Source organism: Chryseobacterium sp., assembly GCF_008831505.1.
GTDB lineage: Bacteria > Bacteroidota > Bacteroidia > Flavobacteriales > Weeksellaceae > Marnyiella.
The window spans coordinates 2,401,290-2,424,453 of sequence record NZ_CP044507.1 but is presented as its reverse complement, the minus strand read 5'-3'; the positions used below and the strand labels follow the sequence as shown (position 1 = coordinate 2,424,453).

The window sequence follows — 23,164 nt, the reverse complement described above, 5'->3', positions numbered from 1 at the left end:
GCATCTTAAAGCTTTGTTTAAGGCAAACTTAAAGGGATATGAATTGAACAGGAGTGCGGGAAAGAAGGTATAGCCAAAGTTATAGCCCCGATGGAAGCGGTTACCGGCGCCCGCCGCAGGCGGGCGCCGGTAGTAGCGGACAGCGGGCTGAATGTTCCGCACCGAAGCACAGTGCGGAATGCTCCTTATTAGAACCTTGTGAGGATCCCCCAGTGAATCTTGGTGTCCCCAAACTTAATTTCGTTGCCGAATTCATTCCCGTTCGAGATCTGGAAACTCATAAGTCCTATGGGCAGAAAAAAATTAAATCCTACCCCAAAACTGTAAAGCTGGGGCTTAAGGTCAGCCATCCTGTTGTAAAGTTGCCCATACTGCAGAAACACGTCAAAAAATGCCTGATTATTTACCAGATAGCGGTATTCGGCAGCGCCATAATAGTAAAAATCTGCATACAGCGCCTCCTCATTAAACCCTCTCAGGGAGTTCCAGCCACCGAAACGCAGGAGTTCATTGGTGGTGAATTCATTCTTTGAACTCAGCATGGCAGACTCCCCTTTTAAATTGAGGTAATTGTTGCCGCGCAGGTGAAGGTTATGCTCGGCTGCCAGAAGATAACGCATTTGTACTGCATCCAGGTCCGTTGCCGAATAGTTGGTGAAAAGTGCATCAGCTTCGGCACGGACACGAGTTTTGTGCAGGAACAGTTCAATTTCGGTAGGCGCTGTATAGTCGTACCAGAGTCCCGCGCCTTTCCGGGTATAGTCAGTGCCCTGCGTATATAGGGAATCCAGCACCGTAGAGGTTTCAAATGTGCCGCGAATCCCCAATCTTTGCCGGCCGGAGAGGTTGTAATACACCGCCGGCAATACTTTTACATTGGCAAAGGTGGAATCCTGCCGGAAGATATTCATGTTGACGCTGGCACCTATATTAGACTGGAAAAGATAGGGAATATCGGTTTTCAGGTCGAAGGTTTGACCTTTATCGGGGTTGCGCTGCCAATACAGTGAGATGCTTTCAAAACCATTGAAAACATTCCTGAAGTTTAGGTTCAGTGTGCCGTTGAAGGTGAATTTCTCGTCCCTGTCATTTCCAAAGCCCAGCATACCATCAAAGGAATTTACTTTTTTCTTTTGCAGGAAGAGATAGATGTTGGTAGAATCCTGGGTAAACAGTGTTTGTGGTGGTCTTTCCAGAGCTACGAAAGGGTGGTTTTGAAGACTTCGGTTGATGGCGAGCAGATTATTTTCATAGTATCTTCGTGATCTGAATTCTTTTTCGAGATTCTTCACAAAGCGTTTTGGTACTTTATCGTATCCCTTCATTACGAAACCGTCTATTTTTCTCTGCCGGCTCCGGTTTACGGAGAGCTCCACCTGCAGAATTCCGTTTTTCATGCCCAGGTATTTCGTTTTTACACGGCTGAATGAGTAACCTAAATCCACATATTTTTGGTTGATGCTCTTGCGTACTGAATCCAGGTTCTTGGTGTAGAAAGACCCGGATATCTTAAGGTCAGCGGCTACGCTGTCCGATAGTTTTATATTTGCGCTGTTATAATTTGGGCCTTTGTCGTAGTAAATTTTGGTAAGCACTGCTTCGTCCTTTACGCTCTTTACTTCAGTAAAAAAGTGATTGTTTGCGGCGAGTGAGTCCAGGAATTTTGTGGCCGAAAGTGAATCTTTTACTATTTTCCTTTCACTGGTGTTTACATCAATGAGCCAGAATTCCTTTTGCTGCGCATTGATGAACACACATAAGAGTAAAAATGATATTTGTAGCAGTCGGCACACGGTGGCAGCTTAGGAAAAACGGATATTTTCAGGTTTCATTGTGCAGAATCAATATGGTAAACTCTTAGTCCAGCTTATTATACTTTTTCATCAGCCTTTCGTAAAAGTTTTGGGGTAAAATCCATTTCAAAGGCACACCCACCTTCTGGCCGAACTTTCCAAAATAATAGTGGGCTTTCCAGGTTCTCCTGGTGATCAGTTTCTCTATGTATACAGCTACATCCAGCGGTTCAGTGCCGTCGTCAACATGAGAATTCATAAGGTCATGAACTTTGGCAAACGTAGTGCTGTAGGGTTCGGAAACAGTAGTTTTCACACGGTTTTCTGCAATTTTTGTCCTGATATCGCCCAGGTGAAGTGAGCACACCTGGATGTCCCAGGGAGAAACTTCATATCTGATGGCTTCTGTGACTTTGTCGAGTGCAGATTTCGAGGCTGAATAAAACCCACGGAAGGGCAGGCCCATTTCACTGCCAATACTGGAAATGTTAATGATCTGTCCGCTTTTCTGAGCGCGCATGGCAGGCAATACCGCCGACATTAACTGAACGGCACCCACGAGATTAAGGTTAAACAGTTTCCAGATATCGTCTTTTGTGGAATCCTCAACGGCTCCCACCATTCCCATTCCGGCATTGTTAACCAGAAGGTCAATGTTTTCACTTTCATCTGAAATTTTTCTTATGGCTGCCTGAACCTGGGTACTATCCGTGATGTCTGTAGGAATCGTGGTGAAATAAGGTGATTCTGCGGTCTTCCGGCTCAGTCCGTAAACTTTATGGCCTTTTTTGCCAAAATATTCGGCAAGTGTAAAGCCTATTCCGCCCGAGGTGCCGGTAATGATTATTGTTTTATTATTTTTCATCTGAATCTTCATGTTGTGGAGTCAGGCATAGCGCCAAATCTGACCAAAAGTTAGGATAGGATTTTTCGACCACCTGTTCATTTTTAATATTTAGGTCCTGCAGGAGACAGATGGGTGCGAAACTCATGGCCATGCGGTGATCACTGTACGTATCAATGGTGATATTTGTTGAAGGCTCTATAAAGTTAGTGCTCCAGATCGCCGAGTCTGTGGTTTCGGTAAGGCACCCGATTTTGAACAGTTCATTTTGTAGTGCCGAAAGCCGGTCTGTTTCTTTTATTTTTAAAGTTTCCAGCCCGGTAATGTGGAATGGGATTTTCAAGCCTGCAGCGGTTACACAAAGGGTTTGGGCAATATCGGGACAGGCATTCATATTAAGTTCTATCCGCTCTGGATATTTAAAGTTATTGTCAGGCAGGAGCGAAATTTTAGCTTCCGCACCTTCCGAAATTGTATTAACGCCAAAATACTCCCAGTAAAGTTCCCTTACCACCGAATCTCCCTGAAGTGAATAGGGCTTAAAACATTTTAAGTTGATACTGCTTCTGCCAAGAGCTGCCAGCGAATAAAAATAGGAAGCGGAACTCCAGTCACTTTCTATGATAAACGGCACGATCTGAGAATTTTTTTCGGTCTGAATAGTGGGCTTCACCGTTATCCTGTTGCCCTCCCAACTGTTTGTGATTCCGATCGTCCGAAGGATTTTAAGTGTCATCTCAAGATAAGGTATGGAGGTTATTTTCCCTTCCAGAATAATGGTTAGGCCGTTTTCAAGTTTTGCAGCAATCAGCATAAGTGAAGTGATAAACTGGCTGGACACATTTGCCTGAACCCTTACTTCGCCCCCACTTAGTTTGCGGCCCGTGATCTTTAAAGGAGGGTAGCCTTCATTTTCCAGAAAGTCGATCTGTGCGCCCAATTGCTTTAAAGCATCCACCAAAGGTTTAATGGGACGCTCTTTCATCCTTTCCGAACCCGTAAGTACCGTTGTCCTGCCTTCCTGAATGGCAAAGTAGGAGGTGAGGAAGCGCATAGCCGTGCCTGCGTGATGGACATCTACCGTATCTGAACTGTTTTGCAGCGCAGCCTGAAGAAGGCGCGTGTCCTGAGAATCTGAAAGATTTTTAATTTTTATATTACTGAACAGCGCATGCAGAATCAGTAAACGGTTCGATATGCTTTTCGAACCGCTGATTTCAATGGTCTTGTTACTTAAAAGTTTAGATTTTTTGAGAATCATCTGCTGTAATATACTTTACCGTCCTGATTGGCATATGCGAAGAATTTACCGTCCTCATCAAAAAGCTGAATCAGCTGGAATCCTTCTCTTCCAAAATCTTTCTTTGCAAAATGAGGAATCTTTACAAATTTGCCGGGGTAGGTTTTTTGTTTGTTATGCTCTGTTTCAATGATTCGGTAAACCCCGTCCACGCGCACAACATAAGTGCTGCAGAAAACGCATTTTCCTTCGTCCAGGATAATTTCATCATAAGACGGCGGTAGAATCCAGTTTTTTGTTTGGTTGCCGAAATAGCCCCATTTACCGTCAACTTTCACCAGATTTGCATATTCCTTCGTAAGTTTATGGTTAACGAGGGTCATCGTCTGGTCGGTAAAAGGTTCGGTATATCGCTTATTCAGTTCAACCATTTTGATCTCCAGTGCAATATTGTCATTTATTTGTTCCGGTTTATTTTGGGGAGATTTAATTCCTTCCTGAGCATAAGCGTGCGGTGGGGGCGGTGGTGAATAGGAACTGTAGCTTTCGGATACTGATCTCCCAAAGCCTGAAGAGGGCGAAACAGGCTCTGAATTATGTGTTTTTATCCTGCCGTTTTCAAAGGTTATAGTGAGCTGATTCAAGGTTGTTTCTCTCGCCAAGACATATTTTACGTTGAAGCTTGAAGGGAACCGGTCGTAATCAGTATCCACATCAACGGCATTCTCGAAAAAGGTCCTGGTCACCTTCATGGTTTTCTTACTAAGCAAAAGCAAACTGTATTTACCGTTCAGATCATTGGTTATGATTAAAATTTCATCCTTCAATGCGGGCTTTTTCTCATCTTCAATAAAATTCACAAAACGGTAAGACTGCTCGAAGACTTTTTTACCGCTTAAGGTATAAACATCTGTGACGCTGTTTCGGGAATCATCTGCACCAAAATCCCCTGTGTTTTTCAACTTAACCGCAGTTATGAATGAAGAATCCAAATTGAAATAATTGTAATCTGTATCACTTAGCCTGATCTTGTTATCAGTAATGTAAGTCGTTTTAAAACCGTTTGCACTTCTTTTTGTGGCGGTAAATTCCCCGGGCGCATGTACGTCAATCACATCAAAAGTTGCCGGAATAAGCATCTTCCCGTTTTCGTCGGCGATGCCGAACCTGTCGCCTATCCTATAGGGAACAGTAACCTGCGCCCATGAAACACCGGATAGAGCTATAAGGAAAGCTATAAGAAATTTGTGCATTAAGGTTTTAATTTTTCATTGTTATGATAACGGGTGGCGTCCCGCTCGGTTTTCAGCTTCATCTTTTTGTCGAAAGCAGCCTGTAAATCAGTACCTGTTTGATTGGCCAGGCACAAAGTAACAAATAAAACGTCCGCCAGCTCTTCGCCCAGATCTTTCCCTTTATCGGATTCTTTCTCACTCTGTTCGCCGTATCTTCTGGCAATGATCCGCGCCACTTCGCCAACCTCTTCGGTAAGCATGGCCATATTGGTCAGTTCGTTGAAATAGCGGACACCTACAGTTCTGATCCAGGCGTCCACCTGCTTTTGGAGGACTGTTATCTCCTTTTCCATAGATTCTGTGCTGATTAATTTACTGATACGCACCGAGTGTGGGGTTCGATGTGCGTGAGATTTTCACGATATCCAGGGGCACGGTTGCTGCAATACCCGCGGAACCTTTCCCTTTGGCATAAGAGTCTGCAGCAACCCTTAAATTCATTTTCTCAGTATAGTAGTTCAGGAATGCCGGATCTGTATTCTTAAAGGAGTTAATGATTCCCGGACTGGTATCAAAATTAAAACCGGCACCTACATCGTATTTCAGCAGTGAGTTGCGGACCTGATAATTGAATGTTTGGCCGCTTACAGGTTTAAGCTGAAGGGCATTGGCGCTTTTGGTGTAGAGAATGGAGTTTCCGATATTGAGGCTGAGTGGTGCGGTTTCTGTCTGGCCGCTGCTGTTTATCCATTCGTTGGCCGCATACATCGCCAAGCCGCTTCCCGTGCCGGTAAGTTGCCAGTAATTAGCGAGCGTTGAATGGATGATGTTGTAATTTCCGCCCTTAAAAATACCAAAATCGGCATTCTGGCAGTTATTCATCACCAAATTTTCAGCATTTACAGTTGAGTTTACAGCATAAATGCCATATTCATCAAAGGTGTGTATAATGGAGTTTTTTATAGTCGCAGCAGCTTCACGTAAATCCAGACCACGTATTCCGCCAAAAACTCTGGCGTAATTCATATTTACTGTGGATCCTGGTTCAAACCGCATTGAGTTCCAGTTTTTGGGAATAGTGTCGTATTTTGGATCGTTCCTGTCGCCGCGGATAATTACCTCATCATCCAGATCCCCGTTGATATTTACGGTAGCTCCGCCTGCCACCTTCATACCACTGTTCCTAAAGAAATAAACTTTAGTACCCTGCTCAATATTCAGTGTGCTTCCGGGGGCAACAGTTAGATCACCGTAAATAATTTTAGCCCGACCGTCATTCCATGTAATGTTTCCGGAAAGGATATTGGGATTGCCGGCTGTCTCAACAAAAAATTCAGCGTCCTGAACTACAGAGAAGAGTGTCACATGCTGCTTGCCGGCAGGGGTGGTAAAAAAGATTCGGTCTTCTGCAATGGCCTCGGGCGATGATGCCGTAGGTGCGATTTCTACAAAAATATAGAGGCTGTCCTTTTTCCGGAGTGGTACATTATTAAAAGAATATCCGGACTTACCATCCACATTTATCCTGTATAGTGAAGAGGCACCGCGGCCCAGTTCAATATTTGGGATCATAATATCCCTGTCCTCGGTATTGTATACCTTCACAGCGTAAGATTCGGAACGGACCTGATGGTATACGGTATCACAAAACACAGTATCTGCTGAAAAGCGAAGTTCCTGAGAAGGAGCCTCAAAACTAATTTCATCCCTGTTGCAGGACATCATAAGCAGGGCTGCCCAGAAGAACACTGCTGCAATTATTTTTAATTTCATATCCTCACTAATAGATTTCAAATTTAACGAAAAAAGCGGAACATTAAATTGCAAAAAATGAGATCTCTATGTTGCAGGTTTGAAAATAATTAGTATTTTTGCACTCTAAAATTCAGCAGAGAAAGATCCATTACTTATTTCAACGCTAATTTTTTGTAATTAATTTAAATTTAATAAGTTATGAAAAACGGTATCCACCCTGAAAATTATAGACTTGTTGTTTTCAAAGATATGAGTAACGACGAGATGTTTCTAAGTAAGTCTACTGCTGAGACTAAAGACGTTATTGAGTATGAAGGTGAGACTTATCCACTGATCAAAATGGAAATCTCTTCAACTTCACACCCTTTCTACACCGGTAAAACCAAACTGGTTGATACAGCAGGACGTGTAGACAAGTTCATGAACAAGTATAAGAAATTCGCAAAGTAATTTACGGATCTTAACCATATTAAGAGTCTTCCAAATTTTTTGGAGGACTTTTTTTATTATATTTGAAGCCCTTCTCATTGATAAATTCCACCCCATGCAACTTGTTTTTTCTGATGCCCAATACTGGCAGAATTTCCTGCCGCTAACTTTTACAAGACCTGTAGCCGAAATGCGCTGCGGTATATTAACATTTGCCGAAAGATGGCAAAAGTTACTGGGAAGCAATACGCTATCTTATTTTACTGAAGAGTTCCTGCAGCCCAAATTTCAGGCGCCCGAACCGGAGGAAAGTCTTTTTCTGGTGCCTAATTTTCTGCCTACCAAAGACGTCCTGCACCAAATACGCAGCCTCCAAAAAGGTGAGGCGCTGGTGTATGAAGACGAGCTGCTTGCTGCAAGAGTAAATATTAAAGACTTTTCGCTTTCGCAGATTGAAAAGATGACGGATATTACGGAGGAGCTGGTTTTCTTCCGCAAACCAACAGATTTATTTTCCTATAATTCCGAGGCAATTGATTTCGATTTTAATCTGTTGACCAATGGCCGTACCTCGCAACCGCTTTCGCCAACTAATGGGTTTCTTGGAAAGGAGGAAGATTTATTCATTGAAGAAGGAGCCTCTATTGAGTTCTCCACCATCAATTGCCGCAGCGGAAAGATCTATATAGGTAAAGATGCGGAAGTGATGGAAGGATGTAACCTTAGAGGTCCGATTGCTCTTTGTGACGGATCCAAGTTTAACCTTGGTGCCAAAATTTATGGCGATACTACCGTTGGTCCCCATTCCAAGGTAGGTGGAGAAGTAAATAATGTGGTCATTTTCGGGTTTTCCAATAAAGGGCACGATGGTTTCATAGGGAATTCCGTTATCGGTGAATGGTGCAATCTGGGCGCCGATACCAATTCTTCTAATCTGAAAAATAATTATTCCACCGTTAAACTATGGTCGTACAGCAGTGATTCCATGGAAGATACGGGTCTGCAGTTCTGCGGACTTATAATGGGCGATCATTCCAAAGCCGCCATCAATACCCAGTTCAATACAGGAACGGTAGTTGGTGTAGCTGCCAATATCTTCAAAGCAGGCTTCCCACCCAATCATATACCCTCCTTCAGTTGGGGCGGGATGACTGGTGATGAAAAATTCAGACTGGATAAAGCAGTTGAGGTTGCCGGAAAAGTAATGGCCAGACGTAAGGTGGAACTCACCGGCGCGGACGAAGCTATTTTCAGCCATCTGCATCTCAATTATTAGGTGCCCGAATCCTGCGGTGTCTTTTGCAGACGGTTTAAGGAACAGCAGTTAAATCAACTTTAAAAGACTTAATTATCAGAACACTTTCATTTTAAGTAAAAAAACCTTAATTTTGCAAAGAAAGTAAAGATGTCTATACACAACAAAATCGTGGAGACAGCCATCACTTTCGATGACGTTCTTCTTATCCCTTCTTACTCCGAAGTACTGCCTAATCAGGTATCTTTAAAATCACGGCTTTCCGATAAAATAACCCTTAATGTTCCTATTGTGTCCGCAGCTATGGATACAGTTACCGAAGGTGAAATGGCCATTGCACTTGCAAGAGTCGGTGGAATAGGTTTCATCCACAAAAACATGCCGATAGAGGAACAGGCCGCTCAGGTATACCGGGTGAAACGTTCGGAAAACGGAATGATTTCCGATCCTGTGACGCTTTCTAAAGACCATACACTGGCTGAAGCCAAGGAAATGATGGCAAATTTCAAGATTTCAGGGCTTCCTGTAGTGGACGCTGAAAACACGCTAATTGGCATCATTACGAACCGCGATGTGAAGTATCAGGAAAACCTGGAGGTTAAGGTTGAGGAGCTCATGACTAAGGATAAACTAATCACCAGCGACAAACAAACCAACCTGGAGCAGGCCAAAGAGATCCTGCTGAAGAACAGGGTTGAAAAACTGCCGATTGTTGACGATAAATTTAAACTTGTAGGACTTATTACAATCAAGGATATTGATAACCAAATGGAATATCCTAACGCTAATAAGGGCGCGGACGGCCGACTGATTGTGGGAGCCGGTGTTGGTGTTGGTGAAGATACGATAGACCGTGTAACGGCTTTGGTAAAAGCCGGCGTTGATATTATCGCTGTGGATTCGGCTCACGGCCATTCCAAAGGTGTTTTGGAAAAGATTACTGAAATCCGAAGCAACTTTCCCGATCTGGATATCGTAGGCGGTAATATTGTAACTGCCGATGCTGCTAAAGACCTCATAGACGCTGGTGCCAATATCCTGAAAGTAGGTGTAGGTCCGGGTTCTATCTGTACTACAAGAGTAGTTGCGGGAGTTGGTGTACCGCAGCTTTCAGCCATTTATAATGTCTTTGAATATGCTAAAAGCCGCAATGTCGCGGTAATTGCCGACGGTGGTGTGAAACTTTCCGGTGATATTGTAAAAGCCCTGGCCTCAGGCGCAAATGCTGTAATGTTAGGATCGTTACTGGCCGGAACTGACGAAGCTCCCGGTGAGGAGATTATTTTCCAGGGCAGAAAGTTCAAGGCTTATCAGGGAATGGGCTCACTTTCCGCCATGCGACGTGGCGGCAAGGAAAGGTATTTCCAGACCGAGGCCAAAAAATTCGTACCGGAAGGTATTGAAGGCCGTGTGCCGCATAAGGGGAAACTGGAAGAGGTGGTTTTCCAGCTTACAGGTGGTATAAGAGCGGGTATGGGTTACTGCGGAACTCCTGATATTGAAACGCTGCAGCGCGACGGTAAAATGGTGATGATTACCGGAAGTGGTCTTAAAGAATCGCATCCGCATGATGTGATCATTACACAGGAAGCTCCTAACTATTCGCTGTAAGATGAATAAACTGTGGTCCATAACTGCCCTCGTAATTACTATGACTTCCTGTGCAGTTCAGGAGGATAAAACACCTATTGCTGAACGGGCTGAAGCATATGAATTTGGACAGCTTATGATACAGGATTCCATAAACAAATTGGATACGGCTGCCGAATCGCTGGACCTGCTTCTGAACGGCAGCCCCCTGGATAACCATGTTTCTCTCCTTATCAACAATAACAGCAAATGCAATATTATAGTTCGGTTTGCAGGCGATACCACGTATAATGTTCCTGTACGCAGGAAATTCAGAAATTTTGTGGTGCTGGAAAAAGGTAACTATACCGTAACCTCAAATTTATGCTCCACGCGCTACGCGGTACGCAAGACTTTAATGGACAGCAGTACACTAACTCTCTCCGAGTCAGAATAAATCATTCTAACTGATAAAAAGAGCCTTCCGCAATGAGTGGAAGGCTCTTTTTGCTAAAGGGTTTCGTTCTCGTCACCCAGCGAACGTTTATAACTGCTGATTCTGTAATCGCTTGAAGCGTTACCTTTTTGAATCTTTTCGTCCGCATAAATCCTGAAGTCGTTCTCGGTCTTGTCCAGCAGGTAATCGTAAGGCCCTGCCGATGAAATCAGTTTAACCAGTACAGGAGCAATTTCCAGACAGATAAAGAGTCCCATGATGAATGAAGCTGCCAGTGCCATCACTGCGGAATTTTTGCCGAGTTCATCCAGTGCCTGAAGACGGGCCGCAAGCCCATTGAAACGGTCTTCAGTGGTTTCCGTTTTCTCTCTTTCAGTTTCAATATTCGTATATACCTTGGAAATCTCCCGGTCCAGATACTGTAGGCGTGGCGAACTGCTTTTCTGATGATTTTCCAGATCCATACGGCGCTGTTCCTTAAGTTCAGCTTTCCGTTTGGCATTGGTGCCGAATCCTACCTTGCCGCTCGTCAGTCCGGACTGTTTACCCAGGATTTCTTTTTCAAGCTCCACAGCTGCCGAATCATAAGCCGCCTGATACATGGCTGTTTTCTCCTGAATTTGCTTCTTTTCCTGTTCAAATGGTGTGCTTTGCTGCAGAATCCGGGTGTTCATCTCGGCCTGCAGTTTGGCTTTGTTTCGCTGGATAATGGTATTCAGTTGCTTATTAACTTCTTTTTCAAATATCTTCAGTTCCAGAGGTTTGGAAATGATGATACCCAGAAATGCCGCCAGGATAAGCCGCGGTACGGCCATAAGGATTTGGTTACCCCACGAACCTGTCTTTTTTATGGACGAAACAATATAGCGGTCCAGATTAAAAATCATCAGGCCCCACACTACACCGAAGGCTACCGACACCCACAGATCATCAAAAACGGTATACATGGCATAGCCGGCGGACAGGGTTGCAAATACCGCAGTAAACAGAACGATTCCGCCAATGCCGGCAAATTTATTCCATTCACTGGGCGTTTTTCGTAAAATATGTATATTGCCTCCGGAGCATAGGAGCAGAAAATGCTGAAACCAATTCATCGTATGATTTTCCGGGCGCTGTAAAGTTTGTTGCGTCTTCATACAGGATAAGTCATGCACTTAATAACATTGTTACAGATGGTATTAGGTTTTACCCAGTATAAATATGATATGCAAAGAATAGTAAAATACGTAAAATGACGTAGGTATTTACCCGCAGCAATCTAAACAAATTTAGTTAGAGAACATATCTTTGTTTAAACAAAAACACAGATGATAAAGCAGTAATTCAGTGGCTGATGCATTAAAATTCTATTAAGAAATAAAACATTAACACTGGATTATTCAGAATGTGGTAACCGATGCAAGTCACGGTTACCATATTTTTTTACCGGGCACGGTTCGGATTCTGCCTCAGGAAACTTTCCCATCCCGAATAACTTTTTTCCGATACGGCATTACCGGAATTGAAATGGTGACACACCGCCACCGCCAGACCGTCGGAGGCATCCAGATACTTTGTAGGAAACTCCTTCAGCTTCAGTAAATTTTGGAGCATTGCTGCAACCTGTTCCTTACTAGCGTTGCCATTTCCCGTGATCGCCATCTTAATTTTCTTCGGTGAATACTCAGTGATTGGAATATCGCGGTACAGACTTGCGGCCATTGCCACGCCCTGTGCTCGCCCCAGTTTCAGCATGCTTTGCACATTTTTGCCAAAGAAAGGCGCCTCTAGGGCCACTTCATCCGGATGAAATTCATCTATCAGCGACAGGGTTCTTTCAAAAATATACTTCAGTTTGGTTTCGTGATTCGGATATTTTTTCAGAATCAGTTCATGAATGGAAATCATCTCCATTTTACCCTTGGTTACGGATATAATTCCGAAACCCATAATTGTGGTACCGGGATCAATACCCAGGATAATCTTTTCGTTTTTCACTGATGCAAATGTAAAAAATTAAACGCCGAAAATTTGGATGCATAAGAAAATGATGTATATATTTGTTATGCATAGTTAAATTAGGTATGAAGAGAAATCAGCTTTATAAAGGTACACTTCAGAACATTATCCTGAAACTCCTGGTTACAGAGGTGAAGATGTACGGTTACCAGCTTACCCAGCGCGCAAAGGAACTTACAAAAGGTGAGCTGGAAATGACTGAAGGAGCGCTTTATCCGCTTTTGCATAAACTGGAAAATGATGGAATCATTTATTCGGAAATTCAGAACGTAAACGGGCGCGACCGCAAATACTACCTGCTGACAGAAAAAGGCAGGAAGCAGCAACAGGCTCAGGAAGCTGAAATGAAATCCTATCTTTTTAATTTAAATGCCATTTTTAATTTTTAAATAATGACTGCAGCTGATCTTACTTCAATCCGCAATTTTCTTTTAGATAAAAAACTGCCGATCGATATCCTGGTGGAGGTTTACGATCATTTCACAACCCAGATATCAGAGTTGCAGAAAGAGGAAGGGTTGGAATTTGACAAAGCTTTTGAAAAAGTAAAGCAAAGTTGGCAGGGAGAATTGCAGCCTTCCTGGAAAGGGGAGTGGGACCTGGTAGACAGGAGTGAACTGTTGCGGAAAATCAACACCGCAAACTTACGTGCCTTCCTTGGCAAGGCGCTTTACATAGCTTCTGTAATTGTGCTGGCTCTGATGTTGTTTTCTTTTTTATTTAGCTTCCATGTTTATAAATATATTTTTGTCATAGCCACAGGTCTCATATTGCTGCTTCCTTTTTATGTTTACTTTAAGAACTTCAAAGATTTTTCTCTAAATAAGAAATACAAAAAGTATGTCCTTGTTTCTTTTCAGGAGTATACATTGTTAAGCCTTTCGTGCCTTTATTTTTATTTTAAATTCTTTACGGAAGCCGGTACAATTGCAAAAATGTTTTCAGGAACAGCAGTAGACGCTAATCTTAAGAGTACAATCTTTGGAATTGTAATCACTTATGCGGTTTTAGTGATAAGTTTAGTTTCTTACTACTCACAGAGAAAATTTCTCCATACCATTGAAAAAGTAAAACCATTTTTAAAGCATCTTAATGTTTGATGAACAGCTTGCAACTCACCCAAATCAGCACCTATCTTTTAGATAAAAAACTGCCGATCGATATCCTGGTGGAGGTTTACGATCATTTCACAACCCAGATATCAGAGTTGCAGAAAGAGGAAGGGTTGACCTTTGAGGAAGCATTCGATCAAGTGAAAGACAGCTGGAAAGATGAATTAAAACTATATTGGGATGGCAGCTGGAATCTGAACGACAACAGTAAATTTCTCCGCAAAATGTATCTCAGTATTAATTTGGGCGTGCTGAAACAAATGTTTATATACGGTGGCATGGTGCTGATTTCCTTGTTCTTAATGGCACAGTTGACCAGTGCGGAACTCTTCAGCTATTTATTCACCGCGGCAATGGTGCTTTTTACGTTCCTACCTCCAATACAGTATTTGCGCCATCGTGATGATTTTGATCTGGCTAAAAAATACAATAAATATGTTCTGACCTATTATCAGCATTCTCCGGCAATATTCTTCAGCTCCTTTGCAGTGTTAATTCCAAATATTGACAGGATATTTAATAATTCTCCTACCGTTTTTTCTGTTTTCCGCTTCATGCAGCCGGAATATTCAACGGATAGGTTTTTATTTACCTTCATTGTAATAATTTTTCTGGTCTTCGGAAATGCTTTGATATTCATTACCCAGAAAAAATATCTCACTCAAATCCAAAAAGTGAAACCTTTTCTTATTTTTCTGAAACCTCAGGCCTAAACTTTTGGCTAATTTTAGCTAAAATTTATCCCATGGACCGTAAACAGTTTCTTGCCACCACCTTCTCTGCCGGACTGGGTTTGGCCATCATGCCCGGATTTCTTAGCTGTGCTGCCTCCCGTACAGTTTATGAACCCTTTGTGCCAACTACAGGTAGCCTTAAAAAAGTGCGCGGGAACGTTAGCCGGTTCACCAACCGTGGCGGTACCGTGGGCCTGTTGGAAACTGAAGATGGATTTATTGTAATAGATTCCCAGTTTCCGGATGCCATACAGTCCATTCTGGACGGAATTTCAGCCAAAGGCAAACCGGTTCTGTACCTCTGCAATACCCATCACCATGGCGATCATACTTCCGGAAATTTTGCTTTTAAAGATCCGGACACCAAAATCGTGGCGCACCGCCGCGTCCCTGAACTGCAGCGCCTGGCCGCTGAAAAAAGCAATAAACTAACGGAACAGCGTTACCCAACAGTTCTTTTTGATAAGGAGCACAGTATTAAAGCCGAAAGGGAGAGGATTACAGCCTATCACTTCGGCAACGGACACACTTACGGCGATGCCATGTACCATTTTGAAAATGATAACGTAGTTCACATGGGCGACCTTATGTTCATCAATATGATTCCGGTGTACCGAACTGCCGACGGTTCCGATTCCCGCAATTGGGTACGCGTGCTTGAAATGGCACAGTCAAAATTTGATAATGACACCATATTTATATTTGGACATGCCAATACCCCGGAATTAACCGTGGGACGTAAGGCTGACCTCGCAGAGATGGCCGGATTTTTGGAAGCGTCCACCCAATATGTACAAAAAGCAATTCAAGAAAACAGATCTACAGAAGATCTGTTGAAGCAGAGTCCGCATGTTCCCGGATTTGCCAACAGAATCAGTCCTGACCGGTACAAGGCATTTCTTGAGGGGATACGGCAGACCTTGGGCGGATAATCAAAATTTTGTACTGCAGTCTCGCTGGCTGGCTAATAATAGCCCGCCTCTTTTGCGTTGTCAAAAGTCATAATTCCCGGTATTTTTGAAGTGTAAGTATTTGATGTGCAATGGTATTATACTTGTATGGTAAAAAGTCTCAGGGCTAAAACAGCCGCACCATCTTAACATTAAAATATAGTTTTATGGAAGTCTTAACACCCTCAGGCATTGACCTGCAACAGATAGATAATGCTTATCAGGAATTCATTTTAAAAAGTGATCATCCCTGCATTATGGCAAAGTCACTCTTCAAAATGAACAATTATGACCTTCATGCTTATGGAGAAATGCTAAGCAGTGAAACTGCCGAACATATTATCGACGATTTAAAAAATTACATACAGTGCACAAAAATTGGAACTACGGATTTCCGCTCCTTTGTGGCTGTTTTTCCAAATGACTCTTTCCGTGACGAGCTGACTTACGAAAACGCACTTTGGCAGCTCCTTCAAATGCTTCATGATAAAGATCCTGAAAACTGGGACAGTAACGTAAGCAGCGACCCTAACGATTCAAATTTCAGTTTCAGCCTTTTAGGCCACGCATTTTATGTGATTGGTCTGCATCCGGCAAGTTCGCGCATGGCACGGCAGGCACCTTATACCACTTTAGTATTTAATCTCCATTCTCAGTTTGAGAAACTTCGGGAAATGGGAACGTACGATAAAGTAAGAGATATGGTTCGTAAAAACGATGAAAAACTCCAGGGCAGCATTAACCCTGTACTGAAAGATTTCGGTGAAGATGCGGAGACCAAACAGTACAGTGGCCGCCACGTGGAAGACAGCTGGAAATGTCCTTTTCACCATAAACACAGCAAATAATGCAACATACACACACTATTGAAAAACAGACAGGGAAAGCATTTATACTTAATAAAGGGGATATACTTACCGTTACCGACCCAATGGGAATGCAGGTAAGTGATATGGTTTTGTTTAACCGCCATGACCACGGCGAAAAGATTTCTTCCGGAAAATCGCTCGATTTTGAGGAAAGCATATTGCTGACAACAGGAAATTATCTTTGGAGCAACCGGTCACGTAAAATGATGAAGATTTTGGAAGATACCAATGGCCGCAATGATTTTCTGCTCGCGCCCTGCAGTAAGGAAACTTTTGAAATCATGTACAGCCATGAGGGCTATCATCCCAGCTGTCTGGAAAATCTTACAAAAAACCTGGAACCAATGGGGCTGTCACAGGATGAGATCCCTACCGCCTTCAATATCTTTATGAATGTTCAGTTTGATGCAAAAGGTAAGATTTCCGTACTTCCGCCGACATCCAAACCCGGCGATTATGTAAAGTTTGAGGCCATGATGGATCTTTTGGTCTGTCTAACCGCCTGTTCTGCAGAAGACAGCAATGGCGGATCATTTAAGCCTATACAATATTCTGTCACCCCATCATCTTCATATTCCCAATTGTAAAATAAAGGCTGCTGCAACGCAGGCGGCCTTTTTTGGCTTTCGACATCTGCAGTCAGCTGCCCGAAAATAAGTAATTTTGCTGCAAACACTCCGCATGTACATTATTGATTCACCATCCAACAATGCTTATTTTAATATTGCTGCAGAAGAATTTCTCTTAACAAGATTTCCGACACAGGATCTCTTTCTGCTTTATGTAAATGCTCCGTCCATCATCGTGGGAAAATTCCAGAATACCCTGGCTGAGATCAATTTGGATTATGTAAAGGAAAAAGGAATTAAAGTGGTGCGCAGGATGTCCGGTGGCGGCACAGTTTATCATGATTTGGGAAACCTGAACTTCAGTTTTCATACTGCGTTGGGTAAGCACGACTTTATGGACTTTTCTGTTTTTACAGAACCCGTGCTTACGCTACTGAACAGATTAGGTGTTCCCGCCGTGCTGCAGGGCCGCAACGATTTACTCGTTGACGGGCGGAAGTTCAGCGGTAATGCCAAACTGGCGCGCCAGGGAAAGATGATTCAGCACGGAACAATACTCATTGACTCAGAGATGGAAATCCTGGCCCAGGCGCTGAAGGTCAATCCACTCAAATTTATTGATAAAGCTACCAAGTCCAACCGCGCACGTGTGGTGAACCTGAAGGAATATTTACCAGGGGGAACCGGCACTGAGGAAATGAAAAATCTTCTTACCGAAGAAATCCTCAGAAATAATCCAGGTGCCAAAAGGTACAGTCTTACGGAGGACGATGTGGCCCGGATCCAAAAACTGGTGGCGGAGAAATATGAAACCTGGGACTGGAATTTCGGCTTCTCGCCCAATTACAATTACCGGAAAGCCATTAAAGTTCCGGCAGGATTTATTGAAGTCCATCTTGATGTGGTGAAAGGTGTAATAGAAAAAGCCAAAATTTTTGGCGACTTTTTCGCGGCCCACCCAATTGAAGAACTGGAAAACAGGTTGATCGGTAAGAAACATGAGGCAAATGATCTCCGGGAACTGTTTTCAGAACTGAACCTGACTGACTATTTTGGTAAGGTGAGTGCTGATGAAATTATAGAAGCCTTCTTCTAAACAGGCTTTAGACCATTAATGTTTCCACGTCACTTCCAGGCTGTCCACTATCTGCTTCACCCTCGTATGGGGCCGGAAAATTGCTTTCTTGCCTTTTCCTGTATCGGCTGTATTAGATAGGATAACCACCGAGGTCCTGCTTTGCGGATAATATAGTGTGAGTGAAGGAGATCCTTTTACATAGCCCGAGTGAAGATAGGTCTTTGGCGCAGCGCTAAGCATGATTCCATAGCCATAACCTACAGAACCCAGAACAGGATGATTCATTTTTGCGCTTTGTTTCAGAAACTTTTGAAGAGACACGGGAGCAAGGATTTTGCCTGAATACAACTCATAATTCCACCGGTGCAGATCGGATACTGTGGACAGCAGTCCACCAGCTGCCGTGGAGATGGAACCATGGGCCAGTCGTTGTGGCATATTCGGCACCGGGGTGGTATTGCTGTTGGCACCAGTATGTGCGCCGGCCAGATTTTTTCCGGTAAAGTTCTCAGCAGTATATGTCGCGGTAAGTCCTGCTTTCGCAAAAAGCTCACGGGCATTTGTATCGTAAGACTTGCCGGATGCTGCCTCTGCAATCTCCCCGAGTAAGCGGTACCCTTTATTTGAATAATTGAACTCTACACCCGGTTCAGACTGCAAACCTGGCCCCAGATCACTGATTCCGGAAGTATGCGTGAGTAAATGATGAATGGTAATATCTTCAAATGTCTTGCTTCGGTATTCCGGCAAGTATTTCGATATTCTGTCCGAGGTTCTCAGTTTTCCTTTTTCCTCCAAAAGCAATATAATAGCGCCTGCAAACTGTTTGCTTACTGATCCTATGGCGAATACCGAATTGCTGTCCAACTGTTCTTTGGTTCTGAAATCTTCAAATCCGAGGCTTTTCTCATAAAACTTTTCAGATTCCCGGTACACCGAAATAATGCCGTTAAACTGAGTCTCCGCAAAAACAGAGTCGAGCAGTGGAATCAGGGTCTTCCTTTGTTCCAAGCTGATAAGGGTATCTTTGGCAGGAATTTGTGTAGCTGAAAGGTCCTGAGTGGCCGGTACATCGGGTTTACACGAGAAAAGGAAGCACAGGAAAAAGACAGGTAGATATCGGTTCAAAATAAAAGTAGAATTGTTTGAAGTGATACAGCAAAAACCGTGGCAGAAAAGCAATTATAAGCACGAATATTTCCAGGTTTGAATATTATTTCTGCATCATGGCAGGAAACTTGTTGCAGCTTACACTACCAAAATATCAGAATTATGAAAAATGAGATGCTATTAGAGAAGCTGGCAGCCTGTATTGCCGCTTGTAATCACTGCGCAGATGCATGTCTCGAGGAAGAACATGTACAACATATGGTCAATTGTATCCGTACGGACCGCGTTTGCGCGGCAATATGTACGGCGGTGCATCAGGTGGCGGCTACGCAATACACCAACATGGTTGATTTGCTTGAAGTCTGCATCCGGATCTGTGACGAATGTGCAGCAGAGTGTGAGAAGCACGAACACGATCACTGCCGCGAATGTGCACGTGCCTGCCGCGAATGTGCGGAAGCTTGCCGGTCATTTATGAATTGATTTTTGGGAGCCGGGAACCTGCTTTCGCGGCTCGCTTTTTCCCTGGTGCGGCGGCGAAGCCGCCGCACCAGGGAAAAGAGCTCAAACAAACCGCTCAATCAGGGCTAAATAAAAAACAGTGTCAGGCTTTTGCCCGACACTGTTTTTTTGTATGAACTACATCATCTAAAGTCTTCTGTCTAACTTCTAACTTCTAACTTCTAACCTCTAACTTCTAACCATCTACATATTCCTTCTGTACATACCACCCACTTCAAACAGTGCATTGGTAATCTGACCCAATGAACAGTATTTTACCGCTTCCATCATGAGTTCAAATAAATTCTGCTGGTTGATGGCGCCGTGCTGAAGCGATTTCAGTGCGTTTTGCGTATTGTCGGAATTTGCACTTTGATAATTGTGCAGGTTTTTGATCTGCATCTGCTTCTCTTCTTCGGTAGAACGGATTACCTCACCCGGCAGAACAGTTGGCGAACCGTCCTTCCCAAGGAAAGTGTTTACACCGATAATCGGATATTCACCAGTATGTTTCAGCCATTCGTAATGCATGGATTCTTCCTGGATCTTGGAACGCTGGTACATCGTTTCCATAGCACCCAGCACTCCGCCTCTTTCCGTAATCCTGTCAAATTCAGCATAGACAGCTTCTTCCACCAAATCAGTTAGTTCTTCAATGATAAATGAGCCCTGAAGTGGATTCTCATTTTTCGCCAGACCGAGTTCTTTATTGATGATCAGCTGGATGGCCATCGCACGTCTTACCGATTCTTCAGTTGGCGTCGTAATGGCTTCGTCATAAGCATTGGTATGGAGTGAGTTACAGTTGTCATAGATGGCGTAAAGCGCCTGCAAAGAAGTCCTGATATCATTAAAATCAATTTCCTGCGCGTGCAGCGAACGACCGGAAGTTTGGATGTGATATTTCAGCATCTGGCTTCTTTCGTTGGCGTTGTATTTTTCGCGCATCGCCTTGGCCCAGATTCTTCTGGCTACACGCCCGATTACCGCATATTCCGGATCGATACCGTTGGAAAAGAAGAACGACAGGTTCGGCGCAAAATCATTGATGTCCATGCCTCGGCTCAGGTAATATTCCACATAAGTGAAACCGTTGGCCAGAGTAAAGGCAAGCTGCGAAATTGGGTTGGCACCCGCTTCAGCAATATGGTAACCTGAAATGGAAACCGAATAGAAGTTCCTAACTTTTTCTTTAATGAAGTATTCCTGAACGTCACCCATCAGTCTCAACGCAAATTCCGTTGAGAAAATACACGTGTTCTGAGCCTGGTCTTCTTTCAGGATATCCGCCTGAACAGTTCCACGAACCGTAGCGATGGTTTCCGCCTTGATCTTAGCGTAAACGTCAGCCTCAAGAATTTCATCACCTGTCAAACCAAGTAATTTTAACCCTAAGCCGTTATTGGATGGCGGAAGTTCACCGCTGTAAGTTGGGCGGTTCAGTCCTTTATCGTCAAATTTTTCTTTGAGTCTGGCCTCAACTTTATCCCAAAGGTTATTTTCTTCAATATATTTCTCACAGTTCTGGTCAATGGCGGCATTCATGAAAAATGCGAGCAGCATCGGCGCCGGACCGTTGATGGTCATTGATACTGAAGTCATGGCATTCACCAAATCAAAACCGGAGTAAAGTTTCTTGGCATCATCCAGCGTAGCGATGGAAACTCCCGCGTTACCGATCTTACCGTAGATATCCGGTGGCAAGGCAGGATCCTGACCATAAAGTGTCACCGAATCAAATGCGGTGGAAAGCCTTTTGGCGTCCATCTCCGCCGAAACATAATGGAATCTGCGGTTGGTCCTTTCCGGTCCGCCTTCGCCGGCAAACATTCTTGTAGGGTCTTCACCTGTTCTTTTAAAAGGGTAGATTCCCGCAGTAAAAGGGAAGGATCCGGGAACATTTTCCTGACCTTTCCAACGGATGAGGTCGCCCCAGTCCTGGAATTTTGGCAAAGCGATCTTTGGAATCTTAAGGTGCGACAGCGTTTCAGACTTGGTCTGAACTTTAATTTCTTTTCCGCGCACAAAGTAAGAGTAAGTATCCGCTTCCAGTTCTTCTTTGAAATGATGCCAGCCGTGCAGGAAGGCTGCGTTTTCTTCGGAAAGTTCTTTTTTGGTTTTCAGGAAAACTTTTTCAAGCTTGTCATGCGTATGCTGGTCGTCCTGGATAAGTGCTTTCGCGCCCTCCACGAGGTACATCTTCTTGGCGATGAGTGCCTGGTTTTCTACTTCTTTATCGTATGCACGGTTCGTGTCCACTATTTCAGACAGGTAGCGGACTCTTTTCGGCGGAATAATGGTCGTTTCCTCTGAAACATTCTGCTCCTCGTATTCGCTGAAATTTAAACCTTCGAACTTTGCATTTACTTTTTTAATCAATTCGTTATAAAGCTCTGTAGTTCCCCAATCGTTGAACTGGCTGGCTTTTGTAGAATAAACCGGCATTTCTTCCAAAGGTTGCTCAAACAGAACGTGATTTCTCTGAAACTGTTTTTTCACCGCCTGAAGCGCGTCCAGAGCACCGCGTTTATCCGACTTGTTCAAAGCGATTAAATCGGCATAATCCAGCATGTCAATTTTCTCCAGCTGGGTAGAGGCGCCATATTCCGGCGTCATCACGTACATCGAAACATCAGCGATTTCAGTAATTTCCGAACCGGACTGTCCAATACCTGAAGTTTCCAGGACGATGACATCGGGTTTTGAAATTTTCAGGACATTTAAAGCCGAATGGATATACGGCGAAACTGAAACATTATTCTCACGCGTTGCCATCGAGCGCATGTATACGCGCGCGTCGTTGATGGAATTCATCCGGATCCTGTCGCCAAGCAATGCACCGCCTGTTTTCTTCTTGGACGGGTCTATGGAGATAATGGCGATCTTTTTCTCAGGGTTGGACCTTAGGAATCTTCTAACAAGTTCGTCGGTTAATGAGGATTTCCCTGCACCTCCGGTTCCGGTGATGCCAATAATCGGGATTGTGGAATTTTCAGCTCTGGCGTCTATTTCTTTAACCAAATCGGTTTTGCTTTCGGAGAAATTTTCAACTGCTGAAATCACTTCAGCAATCGACCTGGCATCTTCAAAGCTTATTTTATCTAAATTTTCTACGGTAACATTTTCTCCCGTCGCGTAGTCGGATTTCTGAACCAGATCGTCAATCATGCCCTGCAGACCAAGTTCACGGCCGTCATCAGGCGAATAAATTCGGGTAATCCCATAATCCATCAGATCTTTGATTTCTTCCGGAAGGATTACTCCGCCACCACCGCCGAATATCCTGATGTGTGAGGCATTTTTCTCCTTCAAAAGATCGTAGATATATTTAAAATACTCGTTGTGTCCACCTTGGTAAGAAGTTAGCGCAATGGCGTTGGCATCTTCCTGCACCGCACAGTTCACTACTTCTTCAGCAGATTTGTCGTGGCCCAGGTGAATCACTTCCACGCCCGTGGCCTGGATCACGCGGCGCATGATATTTATGGCCGCATCGTGCCCGTCGAAAAGCGCAGCAGCAGTTACAATCCGTATTTTGTTTTTAGGAGAATATTTTTGGGTTTCCATAGATGAATTTTCAATGTGCCCAAAGATAGCAATTTATCTAGATTTGTCAGGTGATGGAAACGCTGCAGTGTCTAAGGATGACCGACTGTTCTAAGA

The 23,164-nt window shown here is 43.7% G+C and carries 22 protein-coding genes; 12 read left to right on the top strand and 10 right to left on the bottom strand.

What is annotated here, in order from left to right; all coding sequences use genetic code 11:
- Nucleotides 1-188: 188 nt before the first annotated feature.
- The 6 genes from F7R58_RS11380 to F7R58_RS11355 form a co-directional block, all read right to left on the bottom strand.
- Nucleotides 189-1,754, bottom strand: a complete 1,566-nt coding sequence (locus F7R58_RS11380) for a hypothetical protein (RefSeq protein WP_229723812.1) — start codon at nt 1,752-1,754, stop codon at nt 189-191.
- Nucleotides 1,755-1,857: 103 nt separating this feature from the next.
- Nucleotides 1,858-2,658 carry an SDR family NAD(P)-dependent oxidoreductase gene (locus tag F7R58_RS11375; RefSeq protein ID WP_158065033.1) on the bottom strand — a complete coding sequence of 267 codons (801 nt, stop codon included), beginning with the start codon at nt 2,656-2,658 and terminating at the stop codon, nt 1,858-1,860.
- Entirely contained in the window at nt 2,648-3,898 is a 1,251-nt protein-coding gene (locus F7R58_RS11370) for a 3-phosphoshikimate 1-carboxyvinyltransferase (protein ID WP_158065032.1), read from the bottom strand. The genes F7R58_RS11375 and F7R58_RS11370 overlap by 11 nt, the downstream gene beginning before the upstream one ends.
- Nucleotides 3,895-5,130: a hypothetical protein gene (locus tag F7R58_RS11365; protein WP_158065031.1), complete on the bottom strand. Its 1,236-nt coding sequence runs from the start codon at nt 5,128-5,130 to the stop codon at nt 3,895-3,897. The genes F7R58_RS11370 and F7R58_RS11365 overlap by 4 nt, the downstream gene beginning before the upstream one ends.
- A complete protein-coding gene (locus F7R58_RS11360; RefSeq protein WP_158065030.1) occupies nt 5,130-5,465 on the bottom strand; it encodes a nucleotide pyrophosphohydrolase in 336 nt (111 codons plus the stop codon). Before F7R58_RS11360 ends, F7R58_RS11365 begins: the two co-directional genes overlap by 1 nt.
- A gap of 19 nt (nt 5,466-5,484) precedes the next feature.
- Complete coding sequence (locus tag F7R58_RS11355; protein WP_158065029.1) at nt 5,485-6,885, bottom strand: hypothetical protein; 1,401 nt, start codon at nt 6,883-6,885, stop codon at nt 5,485-5,487.
- Nucleotides 6,886-7,065: 180 nt separating this feature from the next.
- Here F7R58_RS11355 and F7R58_RS11350 point away from each other — a divergent pair, with 180 nt between their 5' ends.
- The 4 genes from F7R58_RS11350 (at nt 7,066) to F7R58_RS11335 (ending at nt 10,577) form a co-directional block, all read left to right on the top strand.
- Nucleotides 7,066-7,317 carry a type B 50S ribosomal protein L31 gene (locus F7R58_RS11350; RefSeq protein WP_158065028.1) on the top strand — a complete coding sequence of 84 codons (252 nt, stop codon included), beginning with the start codon at nt 7,066-7,068 and terminating at the stop codon, nt 7,315-7,317.
- Nucleotides 7,318-7,411: 94 nt separating this feature from the next.
- On the top strand, nt 7,412-8,572 hold the full coding sequence (locus F7R58_RS11345; RefSeq protein ID WP_158065027.1) for a GlmU family protein: 1,161 nt from the start codon (nt 7,412-7,414) through the stop codon (nt 8,570-8,572).
- Between the two features lie 129 nt (nt 8,573-8,701).
- Entirely contained in the window at nt 8,702-10,162 is a 1,461-nt protein-coding gene (guaB, locus tag F7R58_RS11340; RefSeq protein WP_158065026.1) for an IMP dehydrogenase, read from the top strand.
- A gap of 1 nt (nt 10,163) precedes the next feature.
- Nucleotides 10,164-10,577 carry a DUF6759 domain-containing protein gene (locus F7R58_RS11335; protein WP_158065025.1) on the top strand — a complete coding sequence of 138 codons (414 nt, stop codon included), beginning with the start codon at nt 10,164-10,166 and terminating at the stop codon, nt 10,575-10,577.
- A 53-nt stretch (nt 10,578-10,630) separates the two neighbouring features.
- Here the strand turns inward: F7R58_RS11335 and F7R58_RS11330 are convergent, their stop codons facing one another.
- Together F7R58_RS11330 and ruvC are read right to left on the bottom strand one after the other, a co-directional pair.
- On the bottom strand, nt 10,631-11,716 hold the full coding sequence (locus F7R58_RS11330; RefSeq protein WP_158065024.1) for a DUF4407 domain-containing protein: 1,086 nt from the start codon (nt 11,714-11,716) through the stop codon (nt 10,631-10,633).
- 286 nt (nt 11,717-12,002) lie between these two features.
- Nucleotides 12,003-12,557: a crossover junction endodeoxyribonuclease RuvC gene (gene ruvC, locus F7R58_RS11325; protein ID WP_158065023.1), complete on the bottom strand. Its 555-nt coding sequence runs from the start codon at nt 12,555-12,557 to the stop codon at nt 12,003-12,005.
- Between the two features lie 86 nt (nt 12,558-12,643).
- Here ruvC and F7R58_RS11320 point away from each other — a divergent pair, with 86 nt between their 5' ends.
- The 7 genes from F7R58_RS11320 to F7R58_RS11290 all read left to right on the top strand — a co-directional run bounded on the left by F7R58_RS11320 (nt 12,644) and on the right by F7R58_RS11290 (nt 17,908).
- Nucleotides 12,644-12,967, top strand: coding sequence for a PadR family transcriptional regulator (locus F7R58_RS11320; protein ID WP_158065022.1), 324 nt, complete (start codon nt 12,644-12,646; stop codon nt 12,965-12,967).
- Nucleotides 12,968-12,970: 3 nt separating this feature from the next.
- Nucleotides 12,971-13,678, top strand: coding sequence for a hypothetical protein (locus tag F7R58_RS11315; protein ID WP_158065021.1), 708 nt, complete (start codon nt 12,971-12,973; stop codon nt 13,676-13,678).
- Nucleotides 13,678-14,403, top strand: coding sequence for a hypothetical protein (locus F7R58_RS11310; protein ID WP_158065020.1), 726 nt, complete (start codon nt 13,678-13,680; stop codon nt 14,401-14,403). Before F7R58_RS11315 ends, F7R58_RS11310 begins: the two co-directional genes overlap by 1 nt.
- Nucleotides 14,404-14,435: 32 nt before the next feature.
- Nucleotides 14,436-15,356 carry an MBL fold metallo-hydrolase gene (locus F7R58_RS11305; protein WP_158065019.1) on the top strand — a complete coding sequence of 307 codons (921 nt, stop codon included), beginning with the start codon at nt 14,436-14,438 and terminating at the stop codon, nt 15,354-15,356.
- 185 nt (nt 15,357-15,541) lie between these two features.
- Complete coding sequence (gene gntA / locus F7R58_RS11300) at nt 15,542-16,222, top strand: guanitoxin biosynthesis heme-dependent pre-guanitoxin N-hydroxylase GntA (protein WP_158065018.1); 681 nt, start codon at nt 15,542-15,544, stop codon at nt 16,220-16,222.
- Nucleotides 16,222-16,830 (top strand): DUF1989 domain-containing protein, encoded by a 609-nt coding sequence (locus F7R58_RS11295; RefSeq protein ID WP_158065017.1) that lies wholly within the window; start codon nt 16,222-16,224, stop codon nt 16,828-16,830. The genes gntA and F7R58_RS11295 overlap by 1 nt, the downstream gene beginning before the upstream one ends.
- Before the next feature lie 94 nt (nt 16,831-16,924).
- Nucleotides 16,925-17,908 carry a lipoate--protein ligase gene (locus tag F7R58_RS11290; protein WP_158065016.1) on the top strand — a complete coding sequence of 328 codons (984 nt, stop codon included), beginning with the start codon at nt 16,925-16,927 and terminating at the stop codon, nt 17,906-17,908.
- Between the two features lie 15 nt (nt 17,909-17,923).
- On the opposite strand, the gene F7R58_RS11285 is transcribed toward F7R58_RS11290, so the two are convergent.
- The gene (locus tag F7R58_RS11285; protein ID WP_187695235.1) at nt 17,924-19,018 is read right to left on the bottom strand and encodes a serine hydrolase domain-containing protein; all 1,095 of its coding nucleotides are present in this window, start codon (nt 19,016-19,018) and stop codon (nt 17,924-17,926) included.
- Between the two features lie 240 nt (nt 19,019-19,258).
- Here F7R58_RS11285 and F7R58_RS11280 point away from each other — a divergent pair, with 240 nt between their 5' ends.
- Nucleotides 19,259-19,483, top strand: a complete 225-nt coding sequence (locus F7R58_RS11280; protein ID WP_317132560.1) for a four-helix bundle copper-binding protein — start codon at nt 19,259-19,261, stop codon at nt 19,481-19,483.
- Between the two features lie 222 nt (nt 19,484-19,705).
- Here F7R58_RS11280 and F7R58_RS11275 read toward each other — a convergent pair whose 3' ends face one another.
- On the bottom strand, nt 19,706-23,068 hold the full coding sequence (locus F7R58_RS11275) for a methylmalonyl-CoA mutase family protein (RefSeq protein ID WP_158065013.1): 3,363 nt from the start codon (nt 23,066-23,068) through the stop codon (nt 19,706-19,708).
- Between the last annotated feature and the right edge of the window lie 96 nt (nt 23,069-23,164).